This is a genomic window from Vibrio sp. YT-19(2023), assembly GCF_033337395.1.
In genome coordinates this window covers 99,479-125,908 of sequence record NZ_JAWOQN010000017.1, presented here as the reverse complement: position 1 = coordinate 125,908, position 26,430 = coordinate 99,479, and the positions used below count along the sequence as shown (strand labels likewise).

At 42.5% G+C, this 26,430-nt stretch carries 21 protein-coding genes and 1 tRNA gene; 6 read left to right on the top strand and 16 right to left on the bottom strand.

Annotated features, from left to right (window positions below; translation table 11 throughout):
* From R7E78_RS14475 to R7E78_RS14465, 3 genes are all read right to left on the bottom strand, one after another.
* A tRNA-Cys gene (locus tag R7E78_RS14475) sits at window positions 1–74 on the bottom strand.
* Window positions 75–278: 204 nt separating this feature from the next.
* Window positions 279–1,733, bottom strand: coding sequence for an ATPase RavA stimulator ViaA (gene viaA / locus R7E78_RS14470; RefSeq protein ID WP_318057986.1), 1,455 nt, complete (start codon window positions 1,731–1,733; stop codon window positions 279–281).
* Between the two features lie 10 nt (window positions 1,734–1,743).
* Window positions 1,744–3,405, bottom strand: coding sequence for an ATPase RavA domain-containing protein (locus R7E78_RS14465; RefSeq protein WP_054576741.1), 1,662 nt, complete (start codon window positions 3,403–3,405; stop codon window positions 1,744–1,746).
* Between the two features lie 269 nt (window positions 3,406–3,674).
* Here R7E78_RS14465 and R7E78_RS14460 point away from each other — a divergent pair, with 269 nt between their 5' ends.
* The 5 genes from R7E78_RS14460 to R7E78_RS14440 all read left to right on the top strand — a co-directional run bounded on the left by R7E78_RS14460 (window position 3,675) and on the right by R7E78_RS14440 (window position 8,467).
* Window positions 3,675–4,190, top strand: coding sequence for an NUDIX hydrolase (locus R7E78_RS14460; RefSeq protein WP_005375979.1), 516 nt, complete (start codon window positions 3,675–3,677; stop codon window positions 4,188–4,190).
* 22 nt (window positions 4,191–4,212) lie between these two features.
* Window positions 4,213–5,217 (top strand): low-specificity L-threonine aldolase, encoded by a 1,005-nt coding sequence (ltaE, locus tag R7E78_RS14455; protein ID WP_213893389.1) that lies wholly within the window; start codon window positions 4,213–4,215, stop codon window positions 5,215–5,217.
* Window positions 5,218–5,295: 78 nt separating this feature from the next.
* Complete coding sequence (locus R7E78_RS14450) at window positions 5,296–5,616, top strand: c-type cytochrome (RefSeq protein ID WP_017633643.1); 321 nt, start codon at window positions 5,296–5,298, stop codon at window positions 5,614–5,616.
* A 212-nt stretch (window positions 5,617–5,828) separates the two neighbouring features.
* Window positions 5,829–7,361, top strand: coding sequence for a putative basic amino acid antiporter YfcC (gene yfcC / locus R7E78_RS14445; RefSeq protein ID WP_081008283.1), 1,533 nt, complete (start codon window positions 5,829–5,831; stop codon window positions 7,359–7,361).
* Between the two features lie 110 nt (window positions 7,362–7,471).
* Window positions 7,472–8,467 carry a succinylglutamate desuccinylase/aspartoacylase family protein gene (locus tag R7E78_RS14440; RefSeq protein ID WP_064354822.1) on the top strand — a complete coding sequence of 332 codons (996 nt, stop codon included), beginning with the start codon at window positions 7,472–7,474 and terminating at the stop codon, window positions 8,465–8,467.
* A 207-nt stretch (window positions 8,468–8,674) separates the two neighbouring features.
* On the opposite strand, the gene R7E78_RS14435 is transcribed toward R7E78_RS14440, so the two are convergent.
* A complete protein-coding gene (locus tag R7E78_RS14435; RefSeq protein ID WP_017820207.1) occupies window positions 8,675–9,208 on the bottom strand; it encodes a lipocalin family protein in 534 nt (177 codons plus the stop codon).
* A 307-nt stretch (window positions 9,209–9,515) separates the two neighbouring features.
* On the opposite strand from R7E78_RS14435, the gene R7E78_RS14430 reads away from it, so the two are divergent.
* Window positions 9,516–9,896, top strand: a complete 381-nt coding sequence (locus R7E78_RS14430) for a cystatin domain-containing protein (protein ID WP_005387498.1) — start codon at window positions 9,516–9,518, stop codon at window positions 9,894–9,896.
* Between the two features lie 58 nt (window positions 9,897–9,954).
* On the opposite strand, the gene R7E78_RS14425 is transcribed toward R7E78_RS14430, so the two are convergent.
* The 12 genes from R7E78_RS14425 to tssC form a co-directional block, all read right to left on the bottom strand.
* Window positions 9,955–13,011: an SMC family ATPase gene (locus R7E78_RS14425; RefSeq protein ID WP_318057985.1), complete on the bottom strand. Its 3,057-nt coding sequence runs from the start codon at window positions 13,009–13,011 to the stop codon at window positions 9,955–9,957.
* 9 nt (window positions 13,012–13,020) lie between these two features.
* Window positions 13,021–14,154 carry an exonuclease SbcCD subunit D gene (locus tag R7E78_RS14420; RefSeq protein ID WP_005375971.1) on the bottom strand — a complete coding sequence of 378 codons (1,134 nt, stop codon included), beginning with the start codon at window positions 14,152–14,154 and terminating at the stop codon, window positions 13,021–13,023.
* A 364-nt stretch (window positions 14,155–14,518) separates the two neighbouring features.
* Window positions 14,519–15,358, bottom strand: a complete 840-nt coding sequence (locus tag R7E78_RS14415; protein ID WP_239939063.1) for an NAD/NADP transhydrogenase subunit beta — start codon at window positions 15,356–15,358, stop codon at window positions 14,519–14,521.
* Window positions 15,359–15,649 (bottom strand): PAAR domain-containing protein, encoded by a 291-nt coding sequence (locus R7E78_RS14410; RefSeq protein ID WP_005375969.1) that lies wholly within the window; start codon window positions 15,647–15,649, stop codon window positions 15,359–15,361. It lies immediately after the preceding gene.
* A gap of 11 nt (window positions 15,650–15,660) precedes the next feature.
* A complete protein-coding gene (tssI, locus tag R7E78_RS14405; RefSeq protein ID WP_206949029.1) occupies window positions 15,661–17,496 on the bottom strand; it encodes a type VI secretion system tip protein TssI/VgrG in 1,836 nt (611 codons plus the stop codon).
* Window positions 17,497–17,545: 49 nt separating this feature from the next.
* A complete protein-coding gene (locus R7E78_RS14400; RefSeq protein WP_005375967.1) occupies window positions 17,546–18,025 on the bottom strand; it encodes an Hcp family type VI secretion system effector in 480 nt (159 codons plus the stop codon).
* 208 nt (window positions 18,026–18,233) lie between these two features.
* A complete protein-coding gene (gene tssH, locus R7E78_RS14395) occupies window positions 18,234–20,801 on the bottom strand; it encodes a type VI secretion system ATPase TssH (protein WP_318057984.1) in 2,568 nt (855 codons plus the stop codon).
* A 10-nt stretch (window positions 20,802–20,811) separates the two neighbouring features.
* Window positions 20,812–21,777: a type VI secretion system baseplate subunit TssG gene (tssG, locus tag R7E78_RS14390; protein ID WP_238854903.1), complete on the bottom strand. Its 966-nt coding sequence runs from the start codon at window positions 21,775–21,777 to the stop codon at window positions 20,812–20,814.
* Window positions 21,774–23,597, bottom strand: coding sequence for a type VI secretion system baseplate subunit TssF (gene tssF / locus R7E78_RS14385; protein ID WP_318057983.1), 1,824 nt, complete (start codon window positions 23,595–23,597; stop codon window positions 21,774–21,776). The genes tssG and tssF overlap by 4 nt, the downstream gene beginning before the upstream one ends.
* Complete coding sequence (gene tssE / locus R7E78_RS14380) at window positions 23,594–24,058, bottom strand: type VI secretion system baseplate subunit TssE (protein WP_017635621.1); 465 nt, start codon at window positions 24,056–24,058, stop codon at window positions 23,594–23,596. Before tssE ends, tssF begins: the two co-directional genes overlap by 4 nt.
* Window positions 24,059–24,065: 7 nt before the next feature.
* Window positions 24,066–24,860, bottom strand: a complete 795-nt coding sequence (locus R7E78_RS14375; RefSeq protein ID WP_318057982.1) for a type VI secretion system accessory protein TagJ — start codon at window positions 24,858–24,860, stop codon at window positions 24,066–24,068.
* Window positions 24,861–24,870: 10 nt separating this feature from the next.
* Window positions 24,871–26,382, bottom strand: a complete 1,512-nt coding sequence (gene tssC / locus R7E78_RS14370; RefSeq protein ID WP_047100991.1) for a type VI secretion system contractile sheath large subunit — start codon at window positions 26,380–26,382, stop codon at window positions 24,871–24,873.
* Window positions 26,383–26,430 lie beyond the last annotated feature (48 nt).

The window sequence follows — 26,430 nt, the reverse complement described above, 5'->3', positions numbered from 1 at the left end:
TGGAGGCGCCTCCCGGAGTCGAACCGAGGTCCACGGATTTGCAATCCGCTGCATAGCCACTCTGCCAAGGCGCCTTTTTATTACGCTTCAGGGCTCTACCCCGTTGCGTTGGTGGCTACTTTACGGATTGAGAGAAGATAGTCAAACAAAAACATTTCATTTTCTGTTCGTTTGATTTCTTTTAAGTCAATTCGACCAAAGTTCGATCTTATTGGCTTAAAACGAAGCAATATAAATCTCGCTTTCAGTTCGTTTTGTCCCATGAAACATTAAGGCGTTTAATAGTTGCTGACCCTTTTTAGCAATCTTCCCACAATATTAGGGTGATAAGACCAAGTGTGATCAAACATCGACATTAATGCAGGATTTCCGTATTTCGATAAGCTAATCGCGTGAAAACGGTTTTTCTTCGCTTTGAGCGCATCCACTTTGGCCAGTAACTCGTCTTGTTGTTTTGGCGCGATAAAGTCGGAAATGACTACCATGTCTGCGTTTTTATATTTATCACCGCTCATCAAGTCGATAGATTTAATCAAAGTTGGCTCTAAGTCTGTACCACCATGGAAGCTATAAGTTAGAAAGTCCGCCGCCTCGCGCAGACCATCTTGTTTGGTTAGTTCGTAGGTAATGTGTTCCGTAGAAAAAATAATGACATAGCAATCACGTTGCTCCGCTAGTGCGATTTGCATCAGAGCATAAGCCATGGCTTTGGCGCATTGCTCAGGAAAGCCACTCATGGAACCGGACGCGTCCACACAAACAATGAAGGGGCCTTTTTCGATATCTACCGCTTTATGGTCAGGTCGGTGAGCTTTAACTTTACGTAACGTGCGCGATTTGCCTTGTGTACGATAGTTCATGAGCCGTTTATCGACTAAGTGTTTATAGAACACAACTTCAAGTTCAGGATACGCCAAAAACATCGTTTCGTTGGGAAGTAGCTTATTTAGATCATCGCTTTCGTGAATACCAACAATATCATCCGTCGCCTCATCACTTTTCTCTTCGACCAATTGAAGTTCTTCAGTGGGCGCACGATTTAGTTCAGGATCATTTACTTGCCCCGCCATACGACCGAGTTGCTCCGCAATTTCTTGCAAGCCTTGGTGCTTCTTCAGAAACTCAGCATGGCGCTTCATCACCGTTAAGTCTGTTTTACTCAACTTGGCAGATGCCATATCCCACAGGCGCCCTACACTTTCAGCATCACCCGACTCCGTGACTTTATCCATATTACGCATGGTTTCCATACGTTGATACAGGTCATTCAGCACCTTTTCTTTATTGGCTTCAAGCTCGCTTACTTGCGCTTGTTTTATTGCATCGGTGAGGCTTTGGTACCATTGGTCACAAAAGTAATGTGGGAACATAGGGTTATTCATCCCTTTGTTCTTTTCCATCATTCGGCGAGCTTGCATGTAAAACGCAGAGTGCCATTCCAGCTTTTTAATCACATCTTCGATGTTTTCAAAAAACGCCTCTTCATCCCAATGAATAACCTCTTGATATAAAGACAGCTCTTGTTGGAAACGCTCTGTCTCACATACCTTGGTGATCCGTTTTTTGACGCTGCCTCGCCACTTTAACAAGTGACCTTTGACCGAAGATTTAACACCTCGGTTTTCTGCCATCATCATGACTTGTGAACGAGCCATCAAATCATTAACTGCGCTATCGATGATGCCGGAGTCGGCCACCATCAGCGCGAGGTTAAGTCCGTCTGCACCTAGCATGTCGTCTCCCTTATGAGAAAAACTGATTTAAGTTTTTAAAGCGTTGGATAACTTTTTCACTTTCTGCTTGGATTGATTCAAGTCTCTGACTGACCTGTTGCAGACTCGACTCCATTAGGCGGGGTAATTCAGGATCAACAAAGCTATGCGGAAGCGCATCATGAAAGTTCGCTTTCACCTTACGCATATGGTGTTCTGCCTCACTAAGCTGATTTACGGCTTTTTCGCTCTGCGTTAACCACTTTTGGTAAAGCTCTACATCCAAGCCCTCTTGAGTCACTAGGCTAACCAGAATGCCTCGGTTCGCGATATCACGGATAACTAGGTTATTCGCCGCGTCAACGTCAAACCGTAAACGGCACATGTTGGTGTTTTGATTGACGTAACCATACACATCACCGCTTCCCTCTTTAATGACTCGATCTAACTCATCTTTGGGTACATAAACCCAGCGGCTATCACCTTTTTCTGATTCTGAAACCGACATGTTGCTTTGCAAGACCACCAATTTAACTAAGTTAACGGCTGCGCCAACTTTGTACATCTTGGCTTTAGAGGTATCAAAGCGCATGGTTTCTTTGCGCAAAATACCCGTTGCCGCTTCAGACGTTAACGTCATGCGGTAGGCATCTTCAAGTTCATGTTGAACATCAACCAAAGACTCACGGCAGTACTCGATTTCCTGCTCCGCGTCTTGTTGATCAAATGCATGTTTTAAGGCGAACTCTTGAACCACTTCACGTACCACATCTCGCGATTCAGGACTGTTCCATAAACAATCTTGCAGCAGTAGAAGGTCAAGCGGATTGATTTCATCGCGACCATTAAAAAACGCGCTCGCTTTTAACAACTTCACGGCTTTCTTCCAGCGGCGGTCAGAGACATACATGTCGGTATTGGCCACATCACCAAACTGAGCTTCAACTTTGCTTTCTAACATCGTTTTAAGCTGGAAAAGCTTTTCGAATGCATTATCGGTTAGCGTCAATTTGTCGAGCTGTTGTTGCCATTGATGATATTCTTCATCAGTTATCGCTAGGCCTTCTGGTACTTGTGCCTCTTGCGATGTGCCCACAGTCAACATCGACTTAAAGTTTTGTTTATTCTGAATTCGATTCACAAACACACGCACCAACATGCGGTCGTAGAGGGCATCCAATCCACTATCTTCATCGGGTAATTCATTGGAAGCCGATACCAACAGGCGCATTGGCACACGCTCGATATCGCTGCCATTTTTGAATGTTTTCTCATTAACCACTGTCAGCAATGTGTTAAGAATTGCAGGCCCCGCCTTCCAGATTTCATCCAAAAATACGACTTGTGCAGTTGGCAAATACCCTTTAGTTAAGCGAACATAACGGCCGTTGTCTTTTAGCTCTTGGATACTCAGTGGCCCAAACACCTCTTCAGGGGTTGAGAAGCGCGTCATCAGGTATTCGAAGTAACTGCTGTTATCGAACGCTTGGATGAGTCGTTTGGCAATTAAGCTTTTTGCAATACCAGGGGGGCCTAAAAGAAAAACACTTTCACCAGCAAGTGCAGCAAGAAGGCAGAGCTTGATCGTATGTTCACGTTCATAAACGCCATCCGTTAACGCTTTCGCCAATTTATTGATGCGTTCTGAGAGAAGCGCTTTTTCGGCATTTGAGGCAAATAAGGTTTGTGTCATACGTTCTCCGGCTACTGAAGTGGTATTGCGTTAACATTTTTATACACTTGTTATAACTTTGTTACAAATGTATTTTGTCGAATTCCCCTTATAGCAGATGCTTTTCCCCTTCTTGACGAAGCAATCAAAGTTTCCATTTATGAGACATTGCTCACTTAAAGTGCAAACGCTTTCGTCGTGTTGCAGTATTTTTTGCTTTTGTTTCCCACCATTTGTGGTTAATGTCGAAAAACGTCAAAAATGCGGTAACAGCTAGGGTTCATAACTGCATGAGCAAGATAATTCATAAATGGAAGCAAATTTCTCTGATTGAAGAAGACGTTGTGCTTCCTACAGGACAGGCAATTACGCACACCACAATCCATCATCCGGGTGCTGCGGTGATTCTCCCTATTACAGCGGAGGGTCACATTGTCCTTGTCCACCAATTTCGGCCTTCACTTAATAAATGGCTATTGGAACTTCCTGCTGGTACCAGAGAAGGCAACGAAGAGCCACTCTGCTGCGCCAAAAGAGAGCTAGAGGAAGAAACGGGGTTTAGTGCAGAGAAATTCACGTCTCTCGGCCAAGTCACCCCTCTTGCCGGATTTTGTGATGAGATACAGTATCTATTTGTTGCCGAAAAGCTCAATAAAACAAACCGTTACGAGTGCGATGAAGACGAAGTGATTGAGGTCGTCACCTTGTCAATCAAGCAACTCGAAGAAAAGATTGTCGATGGCACGATCACCGATGCCAAAACGATCGCTTGCTTAAGCAAAGCGCGCCTTTGCGGATATATTTAGGACTTTGACCAAGGAGACATTCATGGATTTTCGATCAGATACCGTTACACAGCCCACCCAAGCCATGCGAGAAGCCATGTTTAAGGCCCCCGTTGGGGATGATGTTTATGGTGATGACCCTACGGTCAATGAGCTTGAAAAATTTGCTGCGCAGCTTGCTGGTTTCGAAGCAGCTTTGTTTACCACTTCAGGCACTCAAGCCAATCTGCTCGGTTTAATGGCGCATTGCGAGCGGGGAGATGAATATCTATGTGGGCAACAAGCACATAACTACAAATACGAAGCTGGTGGCGCGGCGGTTTTGGGATCAATTCAACCTCAACCAGTCGAAAATAACCCAGATGGCACGCTACCATTTGATAAACTGGCTGCTGCGATTAAACCAGATGATTGTCACTTTGCTCGCACTAAGCTTCTCAGCTTAGAAAACACAATTAATGGTAAAGTACTACCTCTGTCTTACTTAGCAGAAGCACGTGACTTCGTGAATAAACATAACTTGCAGATGCATCTAGATGGCGCTCGCGTTTTTAATGCAGCCGTTGCACTTGATGTTCCGGTAAAAGAGATCGGTCAGTACTTTGATTCAATGACGATCTGTCTGTCGAAAGGTCTGGCTGCCCCTGTTGGCTCGCTACTGCTTGGTAGCAAAGACTACATCGCAAAAGCACGTCGCTTAAGAAAGATGGTCGGCGGTGGTATGCGTCAAGCGGGTATTCTTGCCGCAGCAGGCAAGCTTGCCCTTACCGAACAAGTGGAACAGCTAAAACAAGATCACATCAACGCAAAAACCTTAGCGGAAGGTTTAGCAGAACTGCCTGGTTTTTCAGTCAACCCTGAATTTGTTCAAACGAACATCGTGTTCGCGAAGCTTGATCCTCAAGTGGACATAGTAAGTATCGCTGCGAAACTAAACGAACAAAACATCACGATAACCCCTGGAAATCCAATTCGTTTTGTAACTCATAAAGATATTTCAGCGAAAGACATCGACACTTTCTTATCAAGTATAAAATCTCTACTTTAATTTGATTTTGATCATTGAGCTTCCCCTAAGGGGAAGCTTTATTGTATCGGCATGATTTTTAGCGAATAGATAACCTCCATGCTCAGATTTGTACTTCTAATCTCTTTTATTTTCTCTTCCGCTATCCATGCCGAGCCGTTTGGTGATGCTGATAAAGGTAAAATCAAATCACCTAGCTGTGTCTATTGTCACGGTGTTACAGGCATCGCAACGAACAACACCTATCCAAGCCTTGCTGGTCAAAATGCTCAGTACCTTTACAATGCAATGAAATCTTACCAAGCCGGTGAGCGTAAAGGGCCACTTGCAGAAATGATGGCAGCACAGTTAAAAATGTTAAATGATGAAGACCTTCGTGATGTCGCTGCTTTTTATGCAGAACAGACAGAAATCAAGTGATTAGATCACCTGTAGATGTACTATGAAAGCTCGTGAATCATCCAAACTCAACGCATATTGAAACATTAACCTAACATTTGACCACAAAACAATCAAATTAACTTCACTTCAAATATTTGATGAATTTATAGTTCAACATAAGCATTAATATTGACTTTTTATTCTATTTTATCGATATTTCATGCTTTATTGAATTTGACGTGAAGTAAGTTATGTCTCACACACATGCGCAACCAGCAGACTCGGTTGCTACCCCTAAGTCGTGGCAGATGCCAGATACCCTCATTTTGATCTTCATTGTTGGTATTCTTGCTGCGATTCTTACCTACTTAATTCCTGCTGGTCATTTTGATAGCCAACAGGTGACCTACATGGTCGACGGTGCAGAAAAAACTCGCACAGTTATCGATCCTTCTTCTTTCTCTTATGCAACCGACGAAAACGGTGAACTGGTTTACAACAAGGTTGGCCTGTTTGCTTCTGGTGGTGGCATTGGTCTGATGAACTTCCCTTTCGAAGGGCTAGTTTCTGGCTCTAAATGGGGCAGCGCAATCGGCGTGATTATGTTCATGTTGGTTATCGGCGGTGCTTTCGGCGTTGTAATGCGCACAGGCACAATCGATAACGGTATCCTGCGCCTTATCGATAAGACCAAAGGTAACGAAGCGCTATTCATTCCAGTGCTATTTTTGCTGTTCTCGCTAGGCGGTGCGGTATTTGGTATGGGTGAAGAAGCCGTAGCGTTTGCGATTATTATCGCGCCGCTTATGGTTCGCCTTGGTTATGATGGTATCACTACGGTAATGGTTACCTATGTTGCGACTCAAATTGGCTTTGCTACTTCTTGGATGAACCCTTTCTCCGTCGCTATTGCGCAAGGCATTGCGGGTGTACCTGTTTTATCCGGCATGACAGTGCGCATGGGGTTATGGGCTGGCTTTACGTTAATCGGTATCGCTTTCACAATGATCTACGCCGCTCGTGTGAAGTCAAATCCTAAACTTTCTTACAGCCACCGCACAGACCAGTATTTCCGTCAGCAAGAGCTTGGCAATCAAGATTCTCGTTGGAACCTAGGTGACACACTCGTTATCCTTACGGTTATTGCGACCACGGTGTGGGTCGTTTGGGGCGTAGTCGCTAACGCATGGTACATCCCAGAAATCGCTTCTCAATTTTTCACTATGGGCTTTGTTGTCGCGATCATCGGTACGATTTTCCGCCTGAACGGTATGACGCTAAACTGCGCAGCTGATGCATTTAAAGAAGGTGCAGCTATTATGCTTGCACCTGCCCTATTAGTGGGTTGTGCGAAAGGTGTATTGCTTATACTTGGTGGTGGTACATCTGATGAAGCGAGTGTACTGAATTCAATTCTAAACAGTGCTGGCGGCGTGATTAGCGGGCTTCCTGACGTGGCTGCGGCATGGTTAATGTATGTATTCCAATCTATCTTCAACTTCTTCGTCACTTCGGGCTCTGGACAAGCGGCACTAACGATGCCTCTACTGGCCCCTCTGGCAGACATTGCAGGAGTTACGCGCCAAGTGGCAGTTTTGTCATTCCAACTTGGCGATGGCTTTACTAACGTTATCGTCCCTACTTCGGCATCTCTCATGGCAACGCTTGGTGTCTGCCGTATCGACTGGGGTGACTGGGCAAAATTCTGCTGGCGATTTATTCTATTACTCTTTACCCTATCAAGTATCGTCGTTATCGCAGCTCATATTATGGGTTTTGCGTAAAACGAAACCAATTGGTAATTAAGGCGAGACATGTTCTCGCCTTATTAATATTCATCGTATGACGACGCTAAGGTTTTAGATTAGCTTATGGTTTTGGAGTGGTAACTTTAATGGCAACACAATTTCTCGATGACATGATTCAGGGTCATCAAGTGATTCAATCTCTCAATGTAGCAGACCTAAATTCGGGCGAGCATAAGTTTTGGTTTCGCATCGCAACGAATGCTCTCTCTCAGTGGCAACACCTACCTGTGCTAGTGTTCAAAGGTGAAAAACCTGGCAAGAAGATCATAATTACCGCAGGGGTTCATGGTGATGAGTACAATGGTGTGTTAGCAGCGCAGAAAACTGCTCGAGAGCTCATCGGCACTGAAGTCGCTGGTACTGTCACTATTGTTCCAACCATTAACATGCCAGGTATGCTAAACCACAGCCGCGATTTCTATTCCGCAGATCCTGATGCGTCTCCTGCAAACTTAAACCGCTTTTTTCCTGGTGACCAAAACGGCAATGAGGCCCAACGTTACTTATATGCATTGTGGAATGATTTGCTCAAGCCAAATGCTGATTTAGCCATTGACCTTCACACTCAAACCAGTGGTGCGGCCTATCCACTTTACGTGTTTGCAGATTTCCGAATCGAGCAATCATTAGAAATGGCTCGTCTCATTAATCCTGATGCGATTTTAAATGATCCTGGAGATGCTGGCGTCCTTGAAACGGTTTGGAATAACCATGGTGTCCCAAGCATTACAGTTGAAGTAGGTATGGGGCGATACACCGAGCAAGAGCTCATCAGTCGAACTGTAACAGGCATTTTTAATGTGCTGAAAAAGCATAACATTGTTGAAGGTGATATGGACCCTATTACGTCATGCTTGGAAGGAAACGAAATCGTCAGTGTGAAAGCGACACACGGCGGCTTTGTACTGCCTCATGTCAGTTTGATGAATTTTGTCGAGCAAGGCCAACTTCTTGCGATTCAATACGACAGCTTTGGCGCTGAGATTAAACGCTACACCGCCCCAACAAGCGGCACAGTACTTAGCCACAATGTTGAATCTATTCGAGCACCAGGTTCCCTGATCGTTCGTTTGATTAAGTAAACCATAACCGTTTGTTGATAGATCAACCTTTCGACGCTCACTCAAATTTATATAAGCCCCATCACGAGTAATCACAAATGATGGGGCTATATCCATTTTGACCACATTAAGTTACGCGGTAACAAATTACTGTTAAGCGAAATGACAAACTGAGCTCTTAATTAGGAAGCTTCCCCTCTGTCCGCTTTTTCAGCCACGCTGATGAACTTAAAGCTGTCTTTGTTTCTCTTGTTCAACAAAAATGAGCTCGTCTATAGCGAAACCTTTCTCTTTAGCTACGTACTTAAAGCGCTCCACTACTTTCTCATCAACGTTAGGCGTTCTAGACAGTAGCCACAAATAGTCGTGGTTGTAACCGGAAACAAACGCATAGTCATAGTTTTCACCTAGCTCAAAAACAATGTAAGAAGAGTATATTGGCCCAAAAAAGGAAACCTTTAAGTGTCCAACCGTTTTATCTTCAACAAAATAAGCTTTGCCTTCAGCTTCTGACCACTGTCGCTCTTCTTCGGAATATCCACGGTTTATCACCTTAACCCCACCATCCTCGCGAACCTGATACTCAGCGGTAACGTTGGATAAGCCTCGCTCAAATGAATGGTCTAGGCGTGCAATTTCGTACCACTTACCTAGATATGGCTCTAAATCGAAATTATTCACGGGTTCCACCCCATCCGGCTTCGAGGTACAACCAAATAAAGTTGCAAGTGACAAAAGTAAAAATATTTTTATCGATTTCATACAACACCTAAATTTTAATTAGTGATTGATTTTACTCTAGAAGATAACAAATCGATCACTAAGCCGCACCATCGCCCTAATAGGGACACATCACAATTCTTCATCATCAATAGCGCGCTGAACACCGAAACCTCGTCATCTCAGCAAATCGTTAACAAGATTGCTCTATTTTTGACTTACAAGCTGACCATGCTTGTATATTTTGTCAGCATTTAACCCTATGCATATAGAAACTTTGCACAACATAGACATTCGTAGGCATATCACCCTCCTATAATACGTTGCGTTATAGACAGAGGTTATTGTTATGAAATTAAAAACAGTGTCAGTTTGTGCACTTTTGGTGTTACTTGCAGGTTGTCAGCAGGAAAAGCCGAGCGAAACGACACAATTAACGACCTCGGCAGATGTATGTAATGCACAAGGAAACATGCCAGGTGGGTGGAATGAGTTTAACGCGACCCCTGATGCACAAAAGGCAATGGCCTTTGTTTTAAAGAAAATGGACACAATAGCGTCGTTTAAACAAATACTGAATGTTCACGCGCAAATCGTTAGTGGCGTCAACTATGCTATTGAGTTTGAATTGGATGATGGCTCTGTTTGGAACACGATTGTTTATCGCAACCTCGATGGCGAATATGCGATTACCCAATCGCCAAAAGAAGGCCACTTTTGCGAACAGTAGCGACTTAGTCAGAAAGCCCCAACATTAGGGGCTTTTTGATCTAACAGTAGTCACTGAATTAGACAGCGAAGCGACATTGAGATTTAATCGACACCGTTGAACCAAGTCTTGATGGTTCTACATCAATCCTCTGCGCCATTTGTTCTTTCAACTCAGAAACGTGAGAAATAACACCGATCATGCGCCCAGTCTGTTGCAGGTCCACTAGCGTTTGAATAGCAAGATCTAAAGACTCTGGGTCTAAACTACCGAAGCCCTCATCAATAAATAAAGTGTCTAAACGGATACCGCCACTATAGGATTGCACAACATCCGACAAACCAAGTGCCAGAGCAAGCGCTGCCATAAATGATTCACCGCCGGAAAGTGTCGCAACATCACGCGTTTTTCCTGTGTAGCCATCTTCAACCATTAAATCTAAGCCGCGACCCGCAGCGCCTTTGAAGCCCTCTGTTTTTCGAGCAAGAATATAGCGCCCTTTACTCATAAGGCTTAAGCGTTGAGAGGCCTGAATCAGCACATCATCCAACAGTACACCAAGAACAAAGCGATGTAGGCTAACCCTGCTGCCTGTTTTACCGCTAGCAACGTCGTACAACGTACCAAAGACTTTGTATTCTTCTTCTAACTTACTATTTTTCTCATGCAACACGGCAATATCTTTACGAACCTTTTCAAGACGTTCAAATATTGAGCGTGTGGTATCAAGTTGATTCCTTACTTCAATATATTGCGTCTGCAGAGTGGTTAACCTGTCGTTAAACGACTCTAAATTAGGCCTTTCAAGATCTTTCAATGCATGATTTAAATCATGTAGTGTTTGCTCAAGCTTGGTTTGTGCCTGTTTGAAGCTGTCTATTTCTTGCTGCCAGGCTTGAAGTTCATCATCTCCCACTCGACTACTTAGATAATGGCTTTCATCCTCAAATTTACTCGCCTGTAGTGCCTCATTCCACGCTAATTCTGCTTGGCTAAGTTTTTGCTCTGACTCAGATAACCACTGCTTGTTCGTCGCTAAGTGACTTTCCGCATTTGATTTCTCCAATATCGCTTGCTGCAAAGCGTTTTGCGCCTTTTCTAAGCCTGTGTTCAAACTCAGAATTTGCTCTTTTGTCAGCAAAATTTCACGTTCAAGCAAGTCAGCGGAACTGTATTTTGGGTCAATAGAAGCTTGTGATTGAGCCAATTGTTCTTGGTTCGCTTTAACGGTTGATTCATTTGCCGCCATTTGATTCTGCAGCTCATGAATTTTATTTTCACCCACGACGCAGCGTTGATTAAGCTGTTCAACGTTCTTTTCTAGCTTTTCAATATCAATAGCTTGTAGACGTAGGAGTTGAGCATTAAGCGCTTGCAAATCATTTTGAACCGTCGAGATCTCAGATGTAGCATACTCACCCAACTCCTCTTTCAACTGGTTATACTGATTCTGATACTGACTAATGACAACGTTATGTTGTTCTAGCTGATTGCTTAGTTGGTTCAACAAGGTTTGAGCTTCTCGCTCTTTCGCTCTAGCCGCCTGAACTTGCTCTTTTGTAACGGCTTCTTCAACAAACGTTGCGGGGTTAGGATGCGTTTCGCTACCACACACCGGGCATGCTTCACCTGCTTTTAGTCGCTGCGCTAATACTGCCGCTTGAGCGTTGTGCCACTTAAGCTCTATCGTATCAGCGGCTTGTTGACGCTGCATATAGCGCTGACTGGCTTCGTGTAGTGACTGCTGCTTGCCTACAGTTAGCGCATTGAGTTTAGAGAGCTCTAAAGTAAGATCATGCAGCTTTTGTAGATCCTGTAACAGCCGTTGTTTTTGTTTTATTTCCGCATCGATGCTGCCAATAAGCGCAACATCAACTCGTGCTTTCTCTAGCTCCTTCTGTCCCTGCTGGGCCTGTAACGTTAACTTATCTTTTAGTTCTATGTACTGTTTTAACGTTGCTTCAAATTGTTGTTTTTGTTGATAACCCGCCGTTATTTTACTTTCCAAATTGTCTTTCTCGACCAACTTGTTTTTCATACTTTCAAGCTGATACTGCAGTTGCGTTAACTGCGGGACCTTTGCCGCGGCCTCTTTTGCACTTTGCTGCAAGTTTTCTTGTTCTCTCGCAACGACATGAGCTTTTTCGAGACTCTCTTTCAAAGCTACGATTTTTTGCCTAAGATCTTGCGTTTGAGCTTTTGCATTTTGTAATGAGATGTAGGGCAACTCTATCTTATTGGCATTTTTAGCGTTTTCTAATTGCTGTTGACGAGCTTTTATCGAATCTGAGTGTTCTAGATGCAGCTTGAGTGCGCTTTCTGCTTGCTCTCGTTTCGAAAACTCTCCATTCAAGGTTTCCGCTTTTTGCAATTCAGATTTAGCAGTATTGAGCTTATCTAACGCTGCTTGCTCATTCTTTTTATCAGACTCTAATTGCTTAGTTACTTGTTCCAGTTGTTGTAATAGTTCTTGTTCAGAACTCGCTTCTGCAACTTGTAAAGCACCTCGAATTTGATTATCAAATTCGCCTTTCGCTTTACTAATTGCACTCGCTTTATCTTTGAGCGCGTACTCAATTTTTTTATATATGTCAGTTTGAAAGAGCTGGCCAAAAATTTCTTCACGCTCTTTAGAACTAGCAAGCAACAGTTCTCGGAATTTTCCTTGAGGCAACACCATAACTTGACGAAATTGAGTTTCATTCAAGCCAATAATATTGCTAACTTCAGTTTTAACCTGAGTCGTCTTGCTGGTGATAAGCGTTTCAGTCTCACCGAGTTCATAAAGAGCCGCAGTGTGCTTTTTAATCGTCATCCCTTCACCACGGGCCTTGGGCGCTTCCTGCTCAGGGGATCGAACAACTCGGTATTGTTTACCGTGTAACGAAAATTCGAGAACTACTTCGGTTGGTAAGTCTTGCGCGGATAAGTCACACCGCATCTGAATACCTTGTCGCTCATTACCTGTGGTTTCACCATAAAGGGCGAAGCAAATGGCATCTAAGATCGACGTTTTACCGGAACCTGTAGGACCATTAATCAAAAATAGAGGGTTACTGCCAAGCTTCTCAAAATGAATGATTTCAGTTTTTGCAAACGGACCAAAGGCTTGCATGGTTAGTTTAATTGGTTTCATCTTTGGTCCCTATTGCTGTGATAATTGCTTAATAATGTCAGTAACAGCTTGCTCTTGCTCTTTAGACAACTGGCTATCTTGCGCCTCAATAAAAAAATCTCGGAACATATCAATTTCGCTTCGCGCCAACTTTGCTTGCGCCATTTCCTGCTCTACCCCAATTAACATGCCAGGTTTCTCAAGGTGTAAAACGTTTGGATACACTGAACGAAGTTTTTCCATTGGGTTTAAAATCGCATGTTTATCCATCAAACGAACTAACAAATAATCTTCATTCTTGGGGTCTGTTTTCCCTTGCTCAATAACTTTATCCAGCTCGCCCTCTACAATACGCATTTCATGAGGAGCCGTAAGATCAATATGCTTTGCAGAAACGAATCCTTTCTTGTCCAGTTCAACTAACGTGAAACCTTTTCTCTGGTTCTGTTCACCAAAGCTATACTTCATGAGAGAGCCAGAGTAACGGATATGCTCTGCGCCTTTCTTTTGAGGCTGATGCAAATGACCAAGTGCGACGTAGTCAAAATCTAAGAAGTGTTCATGACTCACGCGATCAGAACCACCAATAGATAATGGTCGTTCAGAGTCTGACTCGATAGCCCCATCAACAAAACAGTGACTCACGAGCACGCGCTTTTGCTTAGAGATAAAGCGCTCTTTAATTTGCTCAACAAGCAATTGATGAGCCTCATCATGAGTGGATACCGAGGCTTTGTAGGCAAACCTGACCTGTTCAGGGTCGTTATAAGGCATACCATAAAACGCGACCTCGTCCGCAGAGTCCGTTTTTATGATGATGGGAGTGAGCATCTCTTCAAAGTTGCTAACAATATGGAGACCTGCATTTTTCATTTGCTCTGAGCCGAAACCTAGCCTTTCTGCACCATCATGGTTGCCAGATATCAATATCATTGGTGTTTCTAACTCGGTACAAATGCGTTTCACGACTCGATTTAACAGTTCTATTGCAACCGTTGGTGGCACCGAACGGTCATAGATATCTCCCGCCACTACAACTGCATCGACGGGGTTGCGTTCAATATAGTTAATCAGTTGTTCGAGTACTGCTTGTTGATCTTCGAGTAGTGATACGTTGTGGAATTGTCGACCAAGATGCCAATCTGAGGTGTGGATAAACTTCATTCGAATTCACTTTCCGCCAATTCTATGAGTAGGCTTGCTTCTGTCAGAGTCCATGTACCGTTTATAAAAAGGAATGCGTCACGGGTGGGATCTCGAACAAGCCAAAACTCAAGTTATTTTATTTCGGTAAGGATATCTTGAGTCGAACAGCTTTTCATGTGGTTTGTGTTCTATGGCTGGCTATTTAATCAGAAAGCGAGAAGAACACTGTAAAAACGCGGTGAGCAAAGCTATTTTGAAAAGCAAGCTGCGCCTAGTCATTGTCCAAACATCATTAAAGGGCCAGTTTCGAGTCAATCCCCCATAACATTTGCATCACTAAAACCTCAGCTACTACTACTAGAAGGAAAAGCAATAGCCAGACCTATTCACTACGCCAATTGTATATTACTCCTACCGCATAGCCATCTGACTCGATGTCCGCTTGCAACACGTGAAAGTCTGGGCAGGGGCTGCTTCTTTGAAGCTCATCAATCACTAACGCTTTTAAAACGCCGCCACATGCACCCAATCCGCCAAGTTTGATATCAACAAATTGATACTGAGTTTGATCGGTCACCCACGGAGACAAGAATTGCATTGAGTTTAACCATTGCGGTTCTTCCTTATTAACGGATAAATACAATTGACTGAGTGGATGTTCACAACTTACTCCTAATTGCTTAAACACCTTGTCCACGGCGATGCGTTGTTGTTTGGCATCTAAATCAATTCGAACAACATCAGGCACAAGACCTGAATGTCGAAAAAAGCACTTGGTTAAAATGATAGAGCTTTGAGGTTTGACATGCCCTTCTACATCACTCGTAACCTCTATAGCCAGTATCCAAGTCGCTTGCGTTTCATTAACTTCACGATTTATCCGATTTAGTGCCATCAAAAATGCAGCTTGGCCATAAGGATAAAAGTAAATTTCAGTATTGACAGTTTGGCCAACGAAAATAGAAAGCTCGCTTATCAATGCTTTAAGCAAACTTTTGTCTACCGAAGATGGTAAAAGAACACAGAGATTCCCTTTGATATCAACTTGCTCAAGACTCTCGCGCTCAGAGCGCACGAGGCTTAATATATGCTCATCTATTGATTGAGCAAAGTCAGGGGGTCGGATTTCCTCGGACAATCTAAAAGAATCATCAGCTATCTCGCGAACGGTGTGTGAACGGCCATTAAAGGATAGAAGATGCGTTTGAAATGCGAGTGGCATCTAGCCTCCGATTAAAACCGTAGGCATACCAGATAGAATTTTGCCACCATGAGACGTTGAATCGCCGACTCTCGCGGCTGGTTTACCGTTGATTGTTACGCTAGAAGAACCTGCTGAGATACTATCCGGAGGACCGATACAAATAAGCTTGTCGCCTTGTCTTGCCGCAGGTATACCGCCAATCGTTACGTTTGGTGAACCAACAACGACGGGACCACCGACATGCGGTATCTTTCCTGTTTTTTTAGGGCAAAGATGAAAGCTGCCCAAAATTGCGGCTGGTTTACCCACTTTAAATCACCTTAGTTCAATGAAATTTGCCCAGCTTTAAGAGCAATAGCTGAGCCGTTAATGGATATTTTATTACCTTTGATATTGATTTCTCCAGAGCTAGACATCTGAATAGAAGCACCACCTACTTTGATCTCGACGCTCTTTCCTGCATTAAAAGACAGTACTTCACCCGTTTCATTCGAAAAGTTTTTACCTACTTTCAAGCTCGCGTTCTGACCAACCTCTTGATTAACATCATTGGTCACTTTTTCGGTTTTACTGTTTTCAACGGCGATATCAACACAGTCTTCAACTAGCATTTGGAACAGTTTTTCAGCATGAAGATAAATGTGCTCTTCACCAGGCTTATCATCGAAGCGCAACTCATTAAAATTGGATGTACCTTTTTGTACAGAGCGTGATTTATAACCACTCTGAGAACTTTGCTCTGGTAAAGCGTAAGGAGGGAGTTGACTACCGTTATATAGTGACCCCGTAACGATTGGTTGATCAGGGTCTCCGTTAACAAACTCGACGATGACCTCTTGTCCGACTCTAGGGTGAAACACCGACCCCCATCCGTTACCTGCAATATTTTGCGCAACACGAATCCAACATGAACTATTTACATCGTATTTACCAACACGGTCCCAGTGAAACTGAACTTTGATACGGCCATGTTTGTCTATGTAAATTTCACCATCTTTGTTCCCCGTAACTACTGCGGTTTGCAAACCTTTCATCTGAGGTTTCGGGTAGTTAACTGAAGGACGCAGGATTGTCTTTGAGTCAACACAACTAAACGAGACTTTGACACCTTGCGCACCGGTCCCACCTTGACCAGTCTGGTTATAAACAGCAGCAGACAAAAAAACAGAAGACAGTACATATTCTTTGCCGACTCGAGATTTATCTTCATGCTTTTTAAACTTGAAGCACTTGCCCACACTGAATGTTCTGCACGTAGCCTCGCCACGACACAAATATGCATTTTGCTGTAGTGCTTCTATTGCATGCGTGTTTCTCAGTGCGTATTGATCATTGCTCTCCATTTCACCCATGTATTCAAAATACTCGCTTCCAGGTACTGTAAAAAAATCACTTTCACCCTTTGCAGTATTTTTAGGATTCGAAGAAGGCTTGAGCATGTTATAGCCTGACTTTTGACTCGCTTTAGTAGTCAGAATTTGCGTTTCATGCCAAGAAGAAATGTGGCTAGATTTCGCCGTACCTGTATCAAAATCGACTAAAAACTCAGTACCCGGCTTATAAAAACTGATGTCATCAAAAATATTGAGCGTATGGGCAGACTTAGTATGTGTAAAACTAAATGATAGCCCCTCCTCCGATAACAGACGTCGAACAAATTCAAGATCTGATTCTTCATATTGTACTTTGTATGTGTATTTAGGATAGGACTTGGTTAACTCAAAACTAAAGGCAACACTATGTTCCGATAGTACTTCAGAGATAATTTCCTTTATATCTTTATGCTGAAATATTCTGCAATTTTTTCGATATTCAGCGAAACGTAATTTAGGCTCTATTAATAATTCTATGTTTTTATAATTTTCGCCTTTATGTGTATTAGAAACCCTTTTCCCTTCTAATCTTGCAGCAGAAACATAACCATGCATATAACGAGGATTTGAAGAAACATCCTCATTATTTTCAAGGGTAATGGTAACTTCCTTACCAATAATTTCGTTTAACTCACTTCGTTGATCATTAAAGTAAGCTTTAGCACGCAATGAAAAAAGTTCTGAGATCTCTTCTCTATACTCAAACGAGTTTAGTATGATGGCATCTTTACCGAATGGCGAAGAAATTCGGATGAAATTGTTATCTTGAGTTGCTCTTTTCATTAAATACTTCTTTCAAAAAAATGCGGAGGAATACTCCCCCGCATGAAAATTACATTTGTTGACCTTTAACACCGCTGTAGCCGTATACCAATGGAGCAGAAGTGTTGTTCTTATCGTCAGTAGGAGTCACTGTCATCATCATTTCTGTGTAAGAAATTGTGATAGTTTCAACTGGACGATCGTCTTGGATAGAAACTGAGTAGTTAGAAATCATCGCATCAGTCAGTTCGATCTTCATGATCTCTTCAACCTTCTCACCCTGCTTAGTAATATGGAAAACCGCTGGTTTACCTTTACCAATCGTCGCTTCTTTAAATAAGTCAGGAGAAGAACGGTCTTGAAGTTTAGTGATAGTCAAATCATATAGACGAGTAGCGCTCGCTTCACGGTCCATCGCTGTACCAGTGTATGATGAGATCTCACGACCTACACTCCAATCTACAGATAGTAGTGTAATCAAATCTTTGTATTGCTCGGCTGTTGCCTCACCCTTAATATCTGCGTATTTAAGATACGTATTAGACTGCATGCTAATCTCCTATAGCATTATTAATTGACATATATCGTAATAATTTAATTATCTGACGTTTGGTGATAATTAGTGATTAATGTATCAAAAACTTCATTTTAAATACGCCCTGTTATATCTTTAAATAAGATTTAATTTAAGCGTTTTTTATAAAAAATAATAGTTAATATGAACCAACTCCCAATTATTATTGAGAGTGTAAAGGATGTTAAACTATTGAGACATCAAGTCCACTAGTTGTACCTTTAACAATAATTTCATCAAACGTCTTATCATTAAGAATTGCATGCAATATTTCATGAGAAATCTTCGGAAGCAATGTATTTTCTATGGTTGTTTGTACCACACGCGCACCACTCCCAGACTCATTGCTATTGTCTACAATATCATTAATTAGTTCCTCATCAAAAAACAGGTCAGCGTTATAGTGCTTACGAATACGATTCGTAATTTTATCCAACTTTAATTTTGTTATTTCTATCAATACTTTTCTTGATAGAGGCAAATAAGGTAATACATTCACACGCCCTAAAAATGCTGGTTTAAAGTCAACCAACAAATCATCGCGTAAAGCATCTTTTAGCGCTGACGGCTCAGGCGCTAAATCAGGATCAGAATACAAAGACATCGTCGTTTCGGTCCCTGTGTTCGCGGTCATAATAATAATAGTGTTTTTAAAGTCTATATCTCGACCTTCACCGTCTTTAATTGAGCCTTTATCAAATACCTGATAAAAAATATCTTGAACACCAGGGTGCGCTTTTTCCATTTCATCGAGGAGAATTACACTATAAGGTTTACGTCTAACAGCTTCAGTCAGTACACCTCCTTCTCCATAACCGACATAACCAGGAGGAGAACCTAATAGCAATGAGACTTTATGCTCTTCCTTAAATTCCGACATATTGATAGTCGTGACATTTTCTTCACTACCATACACTTTCTCTGCAATCGCCAAAGCCGATTCGGTTTTACCCACTCCGCTTGGTCCGGTTAGGAGAAATACACCATTTGGTCGTGTCTCATCCGTGAGCTGCGCACTCGCGGTTTTTATCACTTCAGACATGAGCTCTAAAGCGTGATCCTGCCCGACAACTCGCTTACACAAACTTTCTTTCAAACCCAATACTGCTTGGATTTCATCATCCTGAAGTTTACCCAGCGGTATACCGGTCCAATCCGAAATAACTTCTGCGATTAGCGCTTCATTTACATGCGAAAAAACTAAGGGCTGTGAGTTAGCGGAGAGGTTATTTTCAAGCTCTTGTAACTTGTCTCTCGCAGTCTCAGAACCCTCCTGGATTATTTGGGTTCTAAGTGACTTAGCTTCACTTACCCATTCTTTTTCTTTTTCCCAAAGTACTTCTAATTCAATAATGTCATTAGATAGCGCATCAATCTCTTTTCGGACACCTTGCAGCTGCACATCAAGAGATGCTCCTAGCCGATTCTCTTGGCTAAGATGCTCATATTCAGCTTGCTTTGCTTTAAGTTTGTTTCTTTTCGCATCTAGGCCTCCCGGTGTAGATGACTGACTTAACGCAACTCGAGAACAGGCCGTATCTAAAACAGAAACCGCTTTATCTGGCAGTTGACGACCATTAATGTATCGAGCTGAGAGTTGGACCGCTGCATTGAGAGCTTGGTTAGTGATATGAACATCGTGGTGTTGTGCCATTACATCAAGTAAGCCTCGTAACATTTCGATCGCGAGCTCAGGGGCTGGCTCATCAACCTTTACGACTTGAAAACGCCTAGTTAAAGCTGCATCTTTTTCAAAATACTTTTTATACTCTGCCCACGTTGTTGCTGCGATCGTTCTGAGTTCACCTCTCGCTAATGCTGGCTTCAGAATATTCGCCGCATCACCTTGGCCCGCTTGCCCACCACCGCCAATTAGGCCATGAGCTTCATCAATGAACAATATAATAGGCTGTGGAGCGTCGTTTACTTCCTTCACAAGGTTCTTAAGCCTGTTTTCAAACTCACCTTTCATGCCTGCGCCGGCTTGCAGTAACGCCAAATCCAGAGACTTAATTGCCACATTTTGCAGAGCGGGAGGTACATCGCCATCAATGATCTTTTGCGCCAAACCTTCAACAACGGCTGTTTTTCCAACACCAGCTTCTCCGGTAAGAATCGGGTTGTTTTGTCGGCGTCTTAATAAAATATCGATCATTAGGCGAATTTCATTATCTCTACCAATCACCGGATCTATTTTACCTTCCCTAGCTTGCTCAGTAAGGTCTGTTGTAAATTGATTCAAGGCGGAACTCGCGTTTGACTGTGCTAAGTCATTCGATCTTGATTGAGGCGCATTACTTTCTTCAAAGTTCAATAAGCGAGATGGTTCTATCTTGTTTAGTTCAGGACTAATCGAACCAGCCATGTTGACTAACGTATCATCAGACAAGTAGGCAAATAAAAGATGGATGCACCCCAACTGTTCTTGATTGAATTCAATGGTTGCAGATAACAAGGCATTTTGCATAACAGTCACCGTATGAGCTGATAGCCCAGGCACCGACTGGCATCCTGTTTTGTATTTTTCTAATGCCTTTTGAATATCGGTTTCAACCTTGATTTTATCGACATCAAATTCGTCAAAAACTTCAGAGTAAATATCGTCAGGATGGCGGATAATCATCATTAACCAGTGAGACATTTCAATACTGTGATGAGTTCGGGAGCTTGCCATCGCAGCTGCCTGTTCAAGTGTTTCCTTAGCCTGAGGAGACAATCTTTCGACCAACGCTGAAAGTGAGAGTGAAGCCATTACATTTCCTTTAAATAGTAATTGTTATAGTTCGATCTTTTGTACGTTCGTGTTTTTTAAGCACAGAACCAATACCTAACTGCCCCTGCTGTTTCGATAAACAAGCTTGTGGTAGCAAACTATGTTTGGTGGTGAGCTGCCACTTCAGTTGTTTATGTTTTCCAATCAGCTCATAAGCAGCGTTCTTAATGATTGCTATATTGGGTTGGTTAGGAAGCAATTTACTAACTAGCTGTTTATCTTTTGGCAGAAATTCTATTGTTGTCCCCGCGTTGATATTCCATGCTTTCGAACCCAAAGAAGCTCCTACACCAAGTTGAGCAAACTGCCCTTCAGGCATAGTTCGGGATGCAAGGCGTGTTTGCTCTTCTTTCGTAAGGTGTAACCATTGTCCTTGAAATTCATGAACTTTTACTTGGCATCCAGATAAACATTCAAGAATACTTTTTAGTCCACCTTTACTTCTCACTGGTGAAGCAAACACACCACCATAGTGCCGGGACAGTGAACTCCCTTTCCCAGTTAATGCCGATTTACAGCTTTCTAACGGCGAACGCGCGCCCTGCGCATGCGCACGAGACTGAACAGTCAGCTGACTCAATTGCCAACATCGATAATAAAGAGATAATAAGCGATGATTGAAAATATCGTAGAAGTCCACCATAGCCGTATCGCCTTCTTTTTGGCGATGTAAAGCTAATTCACTATAGTGCTGGGGAAGCACACCTTGCTCACCCGTTAGGCCTATTAAATTGGTCTCAATCTCTAACTTGTTGTCATCTATATTTTTCAGTTCACAAAGCTGAGCATTTTCAAAACCTAATGATGGATTAACCTTTAAGTTTAGCTTTTCATGCTTCGGTAACGCATCTGTTCCTATTTGCGCCTCTGCTTGCAGAACTTCGTGTTCAATAAGATGAATCGCTTCAAACAATGGATGTTGCTTTAATTCTCGATAAAATTGTTCTGCGCTCATAGCAACACCTTATCGCCAGTTAATGCGGGCCATAAGTGGAAAGACTTTCCCGTGGACTTAAGTCTTATTTCTAACTGCGTAAAAATGTTAATTTCAGCATATTGCGAGAAGTAAACAGATAAAACACTACCTAAGAGAAAGATCTGCTCTTTAGGTAAAATTTGATCAGAAACCGTCAAAGTAATTTTTATACCGTGCGCAAATCCAACTTTGCCTTTCTGACTAATTCTTCCTGTAGTCGGCTCAAACTCTAACTTAGTTAAAGCATCGATTACCGCTTTCGTTTCTGCTGTCCCAGAAAATGCATAGAGATTAAGGGTCTGCTTCAAAGTTGCTAAACCATCTTCCTCGGTAAAATGGTTTAAAGTTAAAAGCTTAGTTAACTGCCATCGTGTGCTTTCATCCATTTCTGGCCGAATAGTTTCTGATAAAGAAACTAAACAACGAACAGATTCGAAATTGTCATTTACCTCCGGTAAAGATACTTGCGGCAGCCCACCTCCAAATGGAAGTTTCTGCGCTAAGTTGCGGTTACAGCACTCAGCTTCCACGTACATTAACCAGTTTTCCCGGCTATCCGGGCTGAACAATTGATGTTTTTTATCAACAAAAGAAATGTAAGTTTCTCTACCTGGCTCATCATACCCACCAGCCCAGTTCTTATCCTCACGTCTCATCAACCAATAAATCTCACTAGTGTTCGTATAATGCGTGTGCTCACCAGCGTGATAACATGGCAAATTGTGGTACGTTTTGTTCCAGTTTCTCAACGTTACGTCAGAAATTGAGACAACCTCATTACTTTCAGCTTCTTGGTATTGTGGAGACAAGTGGTAATCGTATTCAGTTGGTAGAATACGCTTAGGCTCCATAATACTTTTAAATAAGTTGATCACAGGCACACAGCCTACCATTAAGCTTTCTTCGTCCACTTGCTTTGGAAGCCAGTCGTCGTTGGTATCAAAGTAAAAATACAGTTCGACTTGCTCTCTAAGATCTAGCTCTGATAATCCAAGTTCGGTGATATCAAAGAACATAAACTTCTCAGGAAAGTGTAAATACTCAACAAGTAATCTTGCTCCTGAAAAGCTTCTTTTACTGTATGGCACAACTTTCTCATCTTCTGAAAATCCCACTTCAGAAAGATGTCTTTTGGTTAAAGGACGAACTTCTTTGCCATCCACAACAACAGATAAACCAATTAGGTTTTGAAACAGCATTTGGTAGAGCTTAAAAGTCAATTGAGATTGACCGTTTAAATAGAAGCGCAGCCGTTCTATCCCCATTTCACCAAGAGGAGTCTCTTCATCTTGAGCCGTGAGCTGTACTTTCAAAACTGAATGAGCATTGCTTTCCCATCGTGAGCCAACTGGCTTGAAAGGCGCATTTTTAAAAACGCCAGAGGTCACATCAACAGGATACATTCTGACCGGATAACAAGTTCTAAACTCGCATTCATGATATCCAGTAGCACCGATAACAACTCGCTCGCCTTCTTCTACATCAAAATAAGAGGAAGTGGAGTTAGAACAGCTCATTTTAATGACTGACATTGACGGGATTGGGGCGTGAAAATCCGGATATAACTGTCCCATCAAAGACTCTGTAAACTGAGGGTAACTATTGTCTAAGCTTTGTCTAATCCTTGCTGTTAGAAATGCGCAGCCTTCTAACAATCTTTCTACGTGTGGATCGTCAACCTGTTCCTCACTAATACGAAGTCTCGCGGCAATCTTGGGATACTGCTCACCAAACTCTTGCCCTTTGTGACGCAAATAAGCTAACTCGCGATTATAGTACTTGAGAAACTCTTCACTCATTTTGCTCTACTCAGTTTCATACCTAAATTTACCGGCTCTACTTCAGAATTGAATCGCACTTCATGAATACTGTTATCAATTAAGCAAGTGGCATTTATCTGTAACCTCAATACCCTATCAATAGCGTTTTTCTCGTCCGAAATCTGGACATGAGGGTTCCTTAACCTCGGCTCAAACTCTTTAATTGCATCATGAACGATGTCGCAAAGCTGATTCTGCCCTTCTTGGCTGCTATAGGGCATTGAGGAAAAATCTGGCAGCCCATAGTTCAATATTGAATAACGAACCTCTAGAAGATCATCAGGAATATTTTTCCATCCAATACGACTATTCAGCATCGACTCTAGATCTCTAAGTAAGCTGCTCAACATCTGTTGCTGGCTTGCAGGGAAGTCTTTCTCATCTCGAGTGAGAGGATCACTATCTATCAATTTGTCGAGCAGAGAAACGGTTAACGACATGATATTTCTACGCTATTTGTTTCTGTTCTAATAATGTAGTCAAATCACAGATTGGAAGCGCTGAGTCACCGACTAACCAACATTTTTGACCCAAGCCAACAAAAGATTCTTGCTCACCAATCTGCTTCCAATCCGTTTCTCGACCTAACTTTTGCGCATCGGTCTCTGAGTCAACATATGTCAACGGCATATGGCCTTCGCCTTCACCAAGTCCATCGATATCAAACTCGACAGGTCGCCAAATACTCTCTAACAAAGAAGTAGGTGCTTTAACTTCTAGCGTATGGATTCTCGATATGGGTACAAGAAAATAGTTACCTGCTGTAGAAAACAGTTCAATGTAACCACCTAAACGATCATCAATATCTCTAGCATCTTCGTAGTTTGTGCCGTTTACGTTAAACCCTTTAATAGTGCGATGCTCTTCAATGCGATGCGATAGACGTGACGCTTCTTCGTACTCTTGATTTCCGAGAGCAAGATTAAATCGAACAAGCTCTTTAGTTAATTCCTCATCACCTAATACTTTGGCACTAGCCGCACCATTGATAAAATCCTTTCTAGCTTGAGCTGCTTTCACTAAATGTCGTAGCTGACTTGCACCAGGCAGATACTCAGGAAACAATTTAATCGATTGCATGAGCTGAGCGTCCGCACGCTCGAAGTCCCCATCAATGCAAAGAAGCTCAATGAAGGAACTTCTCAAGCTCGCATCTTTAGGGGTTGCTTTAATTTCATCAATTAATTGCTCTAGAGCGTGTTGCAATAGGCCTTGGGACAAAGCATTTTTCCATTGAGTCATTGTTATTTCCTTACACCATGTGCTCTGGTGATAATTCGGTAATTAATTTAATGCTAGATACCATTTGATCGAGTTGAAAATGCGGTCGCAAATGGATAACTGAGTAATAATGTCCAGGAGTTTCTCTTTTCTCTCGAACTGTAATTTTCGCTTCATTTAGGGGGTATTTAGCCCGAAGCTCATCAGACGCTTCATCTGATGCGGTAGTGTACTGATGTAACCAGCGTTGAAAGTCACGCTCTAGGCTTTCCGCGTCTTGATACCCACCAATTTTGTCACGCCCCATAACCTTGAGATAATGTGCGACTCGCGATACACACAATGTGTATTGCAACATCGATGTCAGTTTTGCATTCGTTGAAATATGCTTTTCTGCGTATTGTTTGGGCTTGTAGAGAGATACATTCGAGGTCATCCCTACCATATCGGTCTCAGGTATTGGAGAAATAGAAATAAAACCGCACTCAGACAATTCTTGTTCTTTTCTCTCAGAGATTTTCAAGTTTAACGGACATCTTTCACGATCATTCTTGCCATTAACACGCATCTTGCTCCTTGTAGGAGCGACGATAATACCCTGACTGTAATCGCCTTGTTTAATCCCTCGCATATGCGTGAACCAACCATGTTCCTGAAATGCTCTAATTGATACAGCAGCAAAACAGTACGCACTACTCCCCCATAGCAAATCTCGGTTGGAGTCGCAGACGTGTTCTTGAAAATTGAATTTATCATTCCGCGAGCCATCACTTTTGTATGGCTGACGGAACAAGACGTTAGGTGCAGTCAAACCAATAAATTTAGCGTCATCGTTATCTCTCAAACTACGCCACTTTGCATAATCTTCCTGTTCAAATTGGGCTGCTATATCTCTTATCGCAGAGAGTTGAGCGAAACTATCAACACCAAACATCTCTGGCGATGCAGACATGATAAATGGGCTGAATGCTGCAGCTGCAGACTGAGAGATCTTACTCAACACAGACAGATCTCTATCAAAATAATTTTTACTAGGATCACAGCGAAGCTGATAATCTCCAACCACCACACCAAAGGGTTCTCCCCCTGCCATGCCATATTCATTTTGATAGAGCAACTTAAATAGTGCTGATTGGTCAAACTCGATGGCTTTTAAAGCATCTTTACTGATTTCATTCCATGTCGCCGTTAAAACCTTAACTTTTACAGAATCCGATGAATGAGAATCAACCTGTTCACATAAATACCTAACTCCAACCCACCCCCTTTCGAGCTGTTGAAACTCAGGATGATGTAATATTTCATTTAGTTGAGATTCTAATAGCTCATCAATGCGGTTAATTGTGTTCATCACACTATGACGAAAGCTGTCCAAATCTCTTGAACGTGTACCTTCTAGCCAAATTCGCGCTGACGCTACAAGATCAGAAGATTCATTGAATCGAGTCAACCACGGGCTATCAAGTTCAGCATAGCCTCCGGTACTAAACTCATGTTTTAGCTTGCTAGGGTCGCGAAAGTTAAGTGACACTGCTAATTCCATCTAGAACATAAAGATTGGTCATGGCTGGCCTTTCGACCAGCCAATTCA